The following is a 10,432-nucleotide window of genomic DNA, read 5'->3' on the forward strand; positions in this document are numbered from 1 at the left end:
GCCGAGGCGCGCGAGCGCGGCGAGCGGGCGCTGCGGCTCCAGGACGCCCGGTTCGGCATCGCCCTCGACAACATGGTCCAGGGCCTGTGCCTGTTCGACCGGGACGACGCCCTCATCGTCATGAACGCCCGCTACGCGCGGATGTACGCGGTCCCGGAGGAGCTGCGCCGGCCCGGGACCGCCCTCCCGGCCCTCCTCGGCCACCTTAGCGACCCGCGCAACGGCCTCGGATCCGCGGCCGCGGGGGCGCTGGTGGCGGCCTGCGAGCGCACCGCCGCGCAGGGCCACGCGGTGTCGCTGACCTGCGACTTCGCCGACGGCCGGGCGGTCGACGTGGTCCACGCCCCGATCCCCGGCGGCGGCTGGCTCTGCACCCACGAGGACGTCACCGAGCGGCGCCGGAGCGAGGCCCGGGTCGCCCACATGGCCCGGCACGACGCGCTCACGGGCCTTCCGAACCGCCTCGTCCTGAAGGAGCGCATGGACGCGGCCCTGGCCAGCTGCGACGCCCGCGCGCCGGCCACCGTGCTGTGCCTCGACCTCGACGGCTTCAAGGTCGTGAACGACACCTACGGGCATCCGGTCGGCGACGCGCTGCTCTGCGCGGTGGCGGCCCGGTTCGCCGCCACGGTGGCGGTCGGTGACCTCGTGGCCCGGCTCGGCGGCGACGAGTTCGCCATCGTCCTCGGCACGGCGCCCCTGCCCGCCGACGCCGCGCGCCTGGCACGGCGCCTCGTGGCGGCCCTCGAGACGCCGGTCGCGGTGAACGGCCACACCCTGGTGATCGGCACCAGCATCGGCATCGCCATCGCCGAAGATCCGTCCGGCACCGCCGCCACGCTGCTGCGGCAGGCCGACATCGCCCTGTACCAGGCCAAGGCCGCCGGGCGGGGTACGTGGCGCTTCTTCGACCCGGCCATGGATGTCGAGATCCAGCGCCGCCGGCAACTCGGGGGCGATTTGCGCGGGGCGCTGGCCGGGGGCCAGTTCGTGCTGCACTATCAGCCGATCGTCGGGGCGCACGGCCAGGCCCTGCACGGCTTCGAGGCCCTGCCGCGCTGGCACCATCCCGAGCACGGCGAGGTCGGCCCGGCGGAGTTCATCCCGCTGGCCGATGAGGTCGGGCTGCTCGGGCCGCTGGGCGCCTGGATCCTCGCCACGGCCTGCCGGGCCGCCGCGTCCTGGCCGGACCCGGTCAAGGTCGCGGTCAACCTGTCCCCGCTGCAATGCGCCGGCCTCGGCCTCGAAGCGGATGTCCGGGCGGCGCTCGCCGACAGCGGGCTCAGGCCGGACCGCCTGGAACTCGAGATTACCGAAGCGGTGCTGCTGCAGGACAACGCCGCGAACCTGTCGCTCCTGCGGGCGTTCCGCGCCGCGGGCGTGCGGATCGCCATGGACGAGTTCGGGACCGGCTATTCGAGCCTCGGCACCCTGCACCGGTTCCCGTTCGACAAGCTCAAGATCGACCCGGGCTTCGTGCGCAGCCTCGCGCGGGACGGCGGCAGCGTCGAGATCCTGCGGGCCATGATCTGGCTCGGGCGCGCCCTGAAGATCGACGTCCTGGCCGAGGGCGTCGAGACTCCCGAGCAGGCGCGGATCCTGCGGGAGGAAGGCTGCCAGGAGCTGCAGGGCAATTTGTTCGGCCCGCCCGCCCCGGTGGCCGACCTCGCCGCGATCCTGGCCCGGACCGCCGGCAGCCTGCGCCGGCCCGAGGCCGGGCCGACCCGCGGCGGCGTGGCGGCCTGATCGGGAGGCCGGGGCTCTATCAGGGCTCCGCCCTGACGACCCGCCCAGGGGCTGAGCCCCTTGGAAGCCCGGGACTGCGCGGGCGCTCTATCAAGGGCTCTAGGCCGCCTTGGTCTCCAGGCGTCCGTCCAGGGGGAACACCTTGGCGGGGTTGAGCATCCAGTCGGGGTCGAACACCGCCTTCACCCGCATCTGCTGCTCCAGATCGACCTGCGCGTACTGGAACCGCATCAAGTCGCGCTTCTCGATCCCGACGCCGTGCTCGCCGGTGAGGCAGCCGCCGACCTCGACGCAGAGCTTCAGGATCGCGTCGCCCGCGGCCTCGGCCTTCTGCAATTCGCCCGGCGTGTTGATGTCGAACAGGATCAGCGGGTGCAGGTTGCCGTCGCCCGCGTGGAACACGTTGGCCACCCGCAGGCCGTGGCCGGCGCAGATCGCCCCGATCCGCTCCAGCACCGGGCCGAGCTGGCCGGTCGGGATGGTGCCGTCCATGCAGATGTAGTCCGAGATGCGCCCCGTCGCCCCGAAGGCCGACTTGCGGCCCTTCCAGATCGCGGCGGATTCGGCTTCCGAGCGGGACACCCGCACGCTGGTCGGCCTGAAGTCCTTGGCGATCGCCTCGATGCGCCCCAGCATCGCGTCGCACTCGGCATCCGAGCCTTCGACCTCGATGATCAGCATCGCCTCGGCGTCGCGCGGGTAGCCGGCCTGGGCGAAGTCCTCGGTGATCAGGATCGCCTCGCGGTCCATGTACTCGATCGCCACCGGGATGATGCCGGCCGCGATGATCGCGGCGACGCAATCGCCCGCATCCTCGACCTTCGAGAAGCCGACCAGCACCGGCCGCGCGCCCTCGGCGGCGCGCAGGATCCGCACGGTCGCCTCGGTGACGATGCCGAGCTGCCCCTCCGACCCGCAGATGAGGCCCAGGAGATCGTAGCCGGGGCTGTCGAGGTGCTGGCCGCCCACCTCCACCACGGTGCCGTCGTTGAGCACCAGGGTGACGCCCAGCAGGTTGTTGGTGGTCACGCCGTATTTCAGGCAGTGCGCCCCGCCGGAATTCATCGCGATGTTGCCCGCGATCGTGCAGGCGAGCTGGCTCGACGGGTCGGGGGCGTAGAAGAAGCCCTCGTGGGCGACCGCGCCCGAGATTGCCAGGTTGGTCAGCCCGCTCTGTACCCGGGCGGTGCGGTTCTCGAAGTCGAGGTCGAGCACCTGGGTCATCTTGCCGACGCCGAGGATGATCGCGTCGCCCTGCGCGATCGCCCCGCCGGCGAGCGACGTGCCGGCGCCCCGCGGCACCACCCGCACGCCCGCGGCGTGGCAATAGGCCATCACGGCCGCCACCTCCCGCGTGGTCGAGGGCAGCACCACGGCCAGCGGCATCTGCCGGTAGGCGGTGAGCCCGTCGGTCTCGAAGGCCCGGCGCTCGTCCTCGCTCACCACCAGCGCCTCCGGGGCGACCAGGGGCGCGAGGCCCGCCAGGATCTCCCCCCGCCGGGCGAGGATGTTCGGGTCGGGATCGGGGAAGCGGATGGTCATGGGGCTCGGGCCCTTTTTGGCTGGCGTATGCGGAGCATGGACCCGCCGGAGCGGGCCTTCAACCGCCGGGCGGACAGAGAGGGGCGGCATGTCGTCCCGGCGTCACATTTCAACCATGACGGCTCCCTAGCGTCGAAAACCTCGCTTCGCTTCGCCTTCGCGGCGCCGGACCCTGCTCGACGGGTCCAGAACGGAACCGATGACCGCTCCCGCTTCCAGCGCCCTGCGCGACGACCCCTACGACGCGCCCTCGCCGCATCTCGCGGGCACCCGCGATATCGGGATCCGCAGCCTGCAACTGGGCATCGCCGCCCTGCAGGAGACCAGCGCGGCGTTCCAGGGCAGCCTCGGCGTCGCGTTCGAGGAGGCGGTGCAGACCATCCTGCAGAGCAAGGGCCGGGTCATCGTCAGCGGCATCGGCAAGAGCGGGCATATCGGCCGCAAGATCGCCGCGACGCTGGCCTCCACGGGCACCCACGCGTTCTTCGTCCACCCCACCGAGGCGAGCCACGGCGACCTCGGCATGATCGCCCGCGACGACGTGATCATCGCCCTGTCCTGGTCCGGGGAGACCGCGGAGCTCTCCGACCTCGTCGGCTTCAGCCGGCGCTTCTCGATCCCGCTGGTGGCCATCACCCGCAACGGCGCCAGCACGCTGGGCAAGGCCGCCGACGTGCTGCTGGAATTGCCGCGGGTGCGCGAGGCCTGCCCGCACGACCTCGCCCCGACCTCCTCCAGCCTGATCCAGCTGGCGCTCGGCGACGCCCTGGCGGTGGCGCTGCTGGAGCGGCGCGGCTTCACCTCGGCCCGCTTCCACACCCTCCATCCCGGCGGCACGCTGGCGGCCCGCCTCAAGACCGTGCAGCAGGTGATGCACGGCCCCCAGGACATGCCGCTGGTCCACGAGACCGCGCTGATGTCCGAGGTGCTGATCGAGATCGCGGCGCGGCGCTACGGCTGCGTCGGCGTCACGGACGGCGCCGGGCGCCTCGTCGGCATCATCACGGACGGCGACCTGCGCCGCCACATGGGCCCCGAGATCCTCGACACCCCGGTCTCGGCGATCATGACCCGCGAGCCGATCACCGTGGAGCCGCACAAGCTCGCCCAGGCCGCCCTCGAGCTGATGAACCGCCGGCTGATCACCGCGGTCTTCGCGGTGACCGACGGCCGGCCCGTCGGCATCGTGCACGTCCACGACCTGCTGCGCGCCGGCATCGCCTGACCGGGTCGGTATCCGGACGGCTGACAGCCTAGGACACACCCCTCCGCCTCCCTTCAGGAGGAGGGCGCAGGTGGGCGTGTCGGGCGCGCGAAGACTCAGAGCCGCGCCAGCAGTTCCGCCTTCTTGTCCGAGAATTCCGCCGCGCTGAGCACGCCCCGGGCGTGCAGCTCCGCCAGGCGCTCGATCGTGGCCAGCACGTCGCCCGAGGCGGCCGGCACCGGCGCGGGCGCGCTCGGCTGGGCAGGGGGCGCGCTCGGTTGGACAGGCGGCGGTTCGGCCGGATCGGCCTGCCGGGGGGCCGCCGTCTCCGCCTCGATGCGGCGCAGGCGGTCGAGGGCGACGACGCCCCGGGGGCCGGTGAAATCGAGGCTGCCGTTCGCCTGCGACACCCCGGAGATGTGGTGCTCGCCGGTATCGTAGAGCGCGATGCCGGTGCCCGATTCGATCGCGAGCCGCCGCGTGTCGGGGAAATAGGCGTAGCGCAGGCCGTCCTGCGCGCCGGTGCTCGCCGGAGCCCCGAGGCCGGCGGGCCACCACTCACCGCCGCCGCGCTGCGACGCAGGCCCGACCTCCGTGAAGCCGCCCGCCGGCAACGCCGCGGCGAGTTCGGTGCAAAGGGCGTCGACCCGGGCCTTGAGGCTGTCGTCGAACATCCGGCCGACCATCACCATGCCGCCGGAAAACCACTGGCCCATCCCGCCGAGGTCGGGATGGTTGAACTGCGCCATCGTGCCGTGCCCGCGCTCCAGCGCCTGGACCAGGTGGCGCACCGCATCGAGGCTCACCCCGTGGCGGTCGGCCACGGTCTGGAGGCCGGAGGCATGGTCGAACCCACCCGCGTCGAGGAACGGATCAGGCACGGCGCTGCCGCCGGGCGGGACCGAGGCTTTCGGGTCCATGGGCAGGCTCCGATCGTGGCGGGGCGGGAGAAGGCGGGGCGCGGGCCGGCGCCGTTGCGCTGCCGACACAATCCTTGGTCGTAGACTCCGGTTCCGGACCGCCTCAGGTGCCGGAGGGCGGGAACGCGCCGGCGATGACGAAGTCGGTGATCGGGCGGCGGCCGTTCGGGGCCTCCCGCGGACGCTGCTCCTCGGTGAGGTCGGCCTCCGCGACCTTGCGGCCCACCGCGAAGGCGGCCTCGATCCGGTGGTTCTCGGGCAGGCGCAGCACCTCGGGCGCGCGGACATGGTCGAACCCGACCATGCCGTGGGCGTGCCAGCCCTGGTGGATCGCCTGGAGCTGGAAGGCGAGCGAGGCGGTGCCGGCGTCGAAGGAGTGGCTGTAGGACGGCTTCAACGCGTCGCCGACCTTCATGAGCCCGTTCGAGACCAGGAACAGGATCGCGCCGGTGCCCGAGACCCATTTCTGGTTGCCGGGCACGAGCAGGCCGAAGAACGTCTCCCAGTTCGCGTCCCCGCGCAGCGCGTAGAGGAAGCGCCACGGCTGCGAATTGTACGCCGACGGCGACCAGCGCGCCGCCTCGATCATCCGCATCAGCTCGGCTTCGGGCAGCGCCTCGCCCGTGAACGCGCGGGGCGAGTGCCGCGCCACGAAGACCGGGTCGATCGCGTGGTCGGGCTGGCGGGGCGGGGGCAGGCTCAAGGGGATCGACTCCGGACGGGCGCGAGCGCCCAGGCTGCTGAGCTTGCCCGAAACACCTGCCCGGAGGCAAATCCCCCGCCGCTCACGCCACGCTGCGCTCGATCTCCTCCTCGTCGCAGATCACGCCGGCATTGCCCTCGAACTCGGCCGCGAGGTCCACGGGGGCGTGGGTCGGGGCCGCGGCGGCACGGTCGCGCGCGAAGGTCGACAGGAACAGCCGCATGACGTGGCGCACGCCCGCGTCGTTGATGGTGCGCTGGTCCTCGTTGTAGTAGCGCCCGGCATTCACGTTGCTGGTGACGATGTCGTAGGCCGGGAAGTACACCGCCCGCGGATCGCCCCGGCCGACCACTTCGCCGGCCGCCACCCGCAGCACCGACTTGGAGTAGCTGTTCGACTCCATCACGTGCCGGTCCATGTAGGTCGCGATCATCGGCACGGGCGAGACCGTGAAGATCACCCGGGCCTTCGGGTTCACGCTCCAGAGCCGGTCCAGGAAGCCGTTGAGGTCGCCCAGCACCTCGCCGACGCCGGCGTTGACGCACTCGTAGAGTTCGGGATCGAAGGTGCCGCCCGCGACCCCGGGGGCGAGCGGCAGCGCCGCGCCGTCGCCCCGCCAGCGCCAGCCCTCGGTGAGGCCCAGCGTCAGCACGAACACGTCGAGGGTCTCGAACAGGCGGCGCACCTCGGCCAGATGCGCGTCGCGGGCGGCGACCACCTCGGCCTCGCTGGCGAAACCCGCCGGCTCGACGGTGGGGCGGAACGGGTCGACGTAGCGGCCGTCGTCGCGCAGCCACGCCTTCAGCTCGGGCTCGAACCGGCCATAGGCCCGGTCGAACAGCTGCACGAACTGGCGCGTGTAATAGAGATTGCCGTAGCGGGCCGAGAAGGTGCCGAACTGGCGGGCATTGGCCTCCTCGGCGCTCATGCCGGGGGGCGGCGGCTCGGTCAGGTAGTAGTTGAAGCCGGCGCCGCGCACCGCCTCGGCCACCCGCTGCGCGAAGCACGAGCCGCCGGTGGCGACCTTGTCGGTCGGCCCGATCGCGAACGTGTCCTTCGGGTGCGGATTGACCGCGAAGGGCGGCACGTTCGTCACGACCTTGCGCCAGAATCGCTCGGCCGGTAGACCCGTATACGGATTCAACGCCATCTTCGAACCCTCTTCTTCACGACGGCAACTGCCCTCGGGGCTGCTGATCCGTCCGCTGACCCCGGCACGCGACGTGGCCCTGAACGATCTGCCCCGGCGCGCCCGCAGCGCGTTGTCCCTGTCGACCCCCAGTTGGGCGCCCACCTGGGCGACACCATGGCGAAACCGCGCGCGCGCCGCCACGACCCGTGACGGGCCGGCCATCGCGGTGCTCGGCAATTGCCAGGCCCGGGGCATCGCGCAGGCGATGCGCCTGCTCGCCCCGCGCAGCCCCGTGCGCTACATACCGATGGGTTACCTCAAGCGCGACCACGGCCATATCGACGGTCTGGTCCGGACGCTCCGCTCCCACGATTACGTCTTCTCGCAGACCTTCCCGGCCGGGCTGATCCCGGGCGGCGACGTCGCCACTCTGCGGGCGGCCGACCCACGGCTCAAGCTGTTCCCGGCGATCGTGTTCTCGGCCTTCCACCCGGACATGGTCTATGCCGGCCAGGCCTCGGACCTCGCCGCCCTGAAGCTCGCGCCCTCGCCGACGGGGCAGTACCACTCGGCGATCGCCCTCTGCGCCCACCGGCTCGGCCTCGATGCCGGCCGCACCGCAGGCCTGTTCCGCGAGGCCGTGTTCCGGCGCCTGGGCTACCTCGACCACTGGGACCCGGCCGTGCGCGAGCTGGTCGGGGCCGCCGCCGCCCTGGGCTTCGGCCTGGACCGGGAGGTGACCCGCTGGGCGCGGCGCGGCGCCTTCATGCACCTGATGAACCACCCCAAGGCCTTCGTCATCGGCGACATCGCCCGGCGCCTGCTTCAGGAGAGCGGGTTCACGCCGGAGCCCGTGGAGATCGAGGATTACCTCGGCGACGAGCTGGTCCAGGACGTGGTCTGGCCGCTCTACCCGCCGATTGCCGAGCATTTCGGCCTCATCGGCTCGTACCTCTTCAAGACCAAGCCCCGGGGCGACGACTTCCCGAGGCTTTACGACCTGCCGGGCTTCATCGCGGCGAGCTTTTCCCTCTACGACGCCCTGCCGGCCGGCGACCTCGCGTGCCAGCGGGTCGAGACCTGGCTCGCCACCCCCGAGATCGTCGCGCTGTTCCGGGCCGGGTAACCGGGGCGCGCTCAGCCCACCGCGCAGAGCGGGGCGTCGCTCAGGCCGTCGCCCATCATCCGGACCAGCCGGTTGACCGCCTCCACCTGGAACGGCTTGCGCAGGAACAGGCTGCCGGCCACGCCCCGGCCGCCGCTCGCATCGGTCGAGGTGTAGACCACCGGCCGGTGGGCATGGAGCGCCCGGAACGCGTGGGCCACGGTCCAGCCGTCGATCAGGCCGGGCAGGTGGATGTCGGTGAACAGCCAGTCGATCTCGTGGCCCCGCGCCCGCAGGAGCGTCAGCGCCGCCTCCCCGGTGGAGGCCTCGATCACCCGGATGCCCTGCGTCTCGCACAGGCTCGCGATGATCTCGAGGAGCAGGTAGCTGTCCTCAACGATGAGGACGCACTGGGCGGGGCGCATTGGGGGTCCGGGAATCGCGCGGCGTCTTTGGATCGGAAAGCGCTCGCGTGTGCCGAACAGGTATCCGCGTCGACGGCGAGCGTTCCATGCGAATCAAGGCCCGACAGGGTTGAGAATGTCTTAAAACGCTCCCGGATGCGGTATCCGGCCCTGTTGCATCGCGGCAACTCGCGGGGCGGAAACGGCTCGGCTTGATCGATCGCCCGGCCCGATCGCCCCGGCGGTGCCGCAATCCGGGCGCGTCAGCATGGCCGTGCGTGCGGCAGCGCACGCCGCCGACCGATGCGGGCCCGCAGGACGTTGCGCGGCGCCCGCCGGAACCGTCGCTTAACCATCCGCGCCTATCACCGGCGCTCAGGACGACGCGGACCCGCCTCGAAGACCCGCAGCCGGCCTTCGGCCCCGCTCGAGGAGTTGAACGATCATGCCCCAGCGTTTCCGCGCACTCGCCCTCGGCCTCGCGCTCTGCGCCGGCCTCGGACTCGGCGCCTGCAGCAACGACAAGGACCTCGCCGACGCCTCCGCGTTCGGCGCCGGCGCCGCGACCCCGGGCAGCGCACAGGACTTCGTCGTCAATATCGGCGACCGGGTCTTCTTCGAATCGGATTCCACCGACCTGACCCCCACCGCCACCGCGACCCTCGACAAGCAGGCCGCCTGGTTGCAGCGCTACCCACGCTACACCTTCATCATCGAGGGCCATGCCGACGAGCGCGGCACCCGCGAATACAACTTCTCGCTGGGCGCCCGCCGTGCCCAGGCGGTCAACGACTACATGGCCACCCGGGGCATCGGGGCGAGCCGGATGCGCACGGTCTCGTACGGCAAGGAGCGGCCGGTGGCGGTGTGCAACGACATCTCGTGCTGGTCGCAGAACCGCCGCGCGGTGATCGTGCTCGACCGCGGCGCCGGGGCGTAATCTTCGCAGAGACGGCCAAGAGGTCCGTCCGCCTGCCGATTCTTCACAGAGTCGGCAGGCTTTTCTGCGAAGACAGCGTCGGCCCCGGGTTCGACCGGACCGCGCCGCAGTTTTGCCGCGGAACGGCGCATCTGATAGGGCCTCGCGCTTCCATCGGACCGCAGCCCATCATGCCCGCCCGCCTTCGCACCCGCCTCGCGCTCACCACGATCCTCGGGGCCCTGCTCCTCGGCCATCCGGCCGCCGCGCAGGATGCCTCGGAACTGGTGGTGCGCCTGGGTCGCATCGAGAACCAGTCCCGGATCATGTCCGGGCAGATCGAGACCCTCCAATACGAGAACCGGCAGCTGAAAGAGCAGCTGCGCAAGTTCCAGGAGGATGTCGAGTTTCGCCTGAACGAGGGTAAGGGCGGCGGCAGATCCAGCCCGTCGGCGCCCTCGGCGGCCCCCGCCCCGTCCGGTACGGTCAACGGTGGCAATCCGGGCTCCGGCCGCCCCGGCAAGCGCGGCGACGCTTTCGACCCGTCCCAGGCCCCTGGCGCACCCGGAGCGCCGATGCCGCTCGGCAGCACGCCGGCCTCCCCGCCGCTGCCGGCCCGGGAGGCCGCCGAGGCGGCCCCTGTGCGGCCGCAGGCGGTGCCCCGGGCCGCGATCGACGACGAGGATCCGGACGCCGAGGGCGCCGCCCCCGGCTACGACGAGCCCGTGGACCTGCGCCCGCCCGCCCGCACCGGCGC

Annotated in this window: 10 protein-coding genes; 5 read left to right on the forward strand and 5 right to left on the reverse strand. The window is 72.1% G+C overall.

Annotated features, from left to right (window positions below):
* Positions 1 to 1,746: bifunctional diguanylate cyclase/phosphodiesterase (locus FV242_RS30260; protein ID WP_147941501.1), on the forward strand; the 1,746-nt coding region annotated here is incomplete at its 5' end.
* A gap of 99 nt (positions 1,747 to 1,845) precedes the next feature.
* Here FV242_RS30260 and FV242_RS30265 read toward each other — a convergent pair.
* Complete coding sequence (locus tag FV242_RS30265) at positions 1,846 to 3,288, reverse strand: FAD-linked oxidase C-terminal domain-containing protein (protein ID WP_147941502.1); 1,443 nt, start codon at positions 3,286 to 3,288, stop codon at positions 1,846 to 1,848.
* A gap of 199 nt (positions 3,289 to 3,487) precedes the next feature.
* Here FV242_RS30265 and FV242_RS30270 point away from each other — a divergent pair, with 199 nt between their 5' ends.
* On the forward strand, positions 3,488 to 4,513 hold the full coding sequence (locus FV242_RS30270) for an SIS domain-containing protein (protein WP_147909989.1): 1,026 nt from the start codon (positions 3,488 to 3,490) through the stop codon (positions 4,511 to 4,513).
* A gap of 95 nt (positions 4,514 to 4,608) precedes the next feature.
* Here FV242_RS30270 and FV242_RS30275 read toward each other — a convergent pair whose 3' ends face one another.
* From FV242_RS30275 to FV242_RS30285, 3 genes are all read right to left on the reverse strand, one after another.
* Complete coding sequence (locus tag FV242_RS30275; protein ID WP_147941503.1) at positions 4,609 to 5,412, reverse strand: SHOCT domain-containing protein; 804 nt, start codon at positions 5,410 to 5,412, stop codon at positions 4,609 to 4,611.
* 103 nt (positions 5,413 to 5,515) lie between these two features.
* On the reverse strand, positions 5,516 to 6,115 hold the full coding sequence (locus tag FV242_RS30280) for a nitroreductase family protein (protein WP_147941504.1): 600 nt from the start codon (positions 6,113 to 6,115) through the stop codon (positions 5,516 to 5,518).
* 82 nt (positions 6,116 to 6,197) lie between these two features.
* The gene (locus tag FV242_RS30285; RefSeq protein WP_147941505.1) at positions 6,198 to 7,265 is read right to left on the reverse strand and encodes a GSCFA domain-containing protein; all 1,068 of its coding nucleotides are present in this window, start codon (positions 7,263 to 7,265) and stop codon (positions 6,198 to 6,200) included.
* A gap of 73 nt (positions 7,266 to 7,338) precedes the next feature.
* On the opposite strand from FV242_RS30285, the gene FV242_RS30290 reads away from it, so the two are divergent.
* Complete coding sequence (locus FV242_RS30290) at positions 7,339 to 8,373, forward strand: WcbI family polysaccharide biosynthesis putative acetyltransferase (protein WP_246692959.1); 1,035 nt, start codon at positions 7,339 to 7,341, stop codon at positions 8,371 to 8,373.
* 11 nt (positions 8,374 to 8,384) lie between these two features.
* Here FV242_RS30290 and FV242_RS30295 read toward each other — a convergent pair whose 3' ends face one another.
* Positions 8,385 to 8,777: a response regulator gene (locus FV242_RS30295; RefSeq protein ID WP_147941506.1), complete on the reverse strand. Its 393-nt coding sequence runs from the start codon at positions 8,775 to 8,777 to the stop codon at positions 8,385 to 8,387.
* 424 nt (positions 8,778 to 9,201) lie between these two features.
* Between FV242_RS30295 and pal the strand changes: the two genes are divergently transcribed.
* Positions 9,202 to 9,696, forward strand: coding sequence for a peptidoglycan-associated lipoprotein Pal (gene pal / locus FV242_RS30300; RefSeq protein WP_147909994.1), 495 nt, complete (start codon positions 9,202 to 9,204; stop codon positions 9,694 to 9,696).
* 170 nt (positions 9,697 to 9,866) lie between these two features.
* Positions 9,867 to 10,432: YbgF trimerization domain-containing protein (locus FV242_RS30305; RefSeq protein ID WP_281407124.1), on the forward strand; the 566-nt coding region annotated here is incomplete at its 3' end.

The organism is Methylobacterium sp. WL64 (genome assembly GCF_008039945.1).
Taxonomy (GTDB): Bacteria; Pseudomonadota; Alphaproteobacteria; order Rhizobiales; family Beijerinckiaceae; genus Methylobacterium.

Excerpts from the sequence above, each read along its gene's own strand:
- FV242_RS30265 (WP_147941502.1), bottom strand. The coding sequence starts at position 3,288 with ATGACCATCCGCTTCCCCGATCCCGACCCGAACATCCTCGCCCGGCGG.
- FV242_RS30270 (WP_147909989.1), top strand. The coding sequence starts at position 3,488 with ATGACCGCTCCCGCTTCCAGCGCCCTGCGCGACGACCCCTACGACGCG.
- FV242_RS30275 (WP_147941503.1), bottom strand. The coding sequence starts at position 5,412 with ATGGACCCGAAAGCCTCGGTCCCGCCCGGCGGCAGCGCCGTGCCTGAT.
- FV242_RS30285 (WP_147941505.1), bottom strand. The coding sequence starts at position 7,265 with ATGGCGTTGAATCCGTATACGGGTCTACCGGCCGAGCGATTCTGGCGC.
- FV242_RS30295 (WP_147941506.1), bottom strand. The coding sequence starts at position 8,777 with ATGCGCCCCGCCCAGTGCGTCCTCATCGTTGAGGACAGCTACCTGCTC.
- pal (WP_147909994.1), top strand. The coding sequence starts at position 9,202 with ATGCCCCAGCGTTTCCGCGCACTCGCCCTCGGCCTCGCGCTCTGCGCC.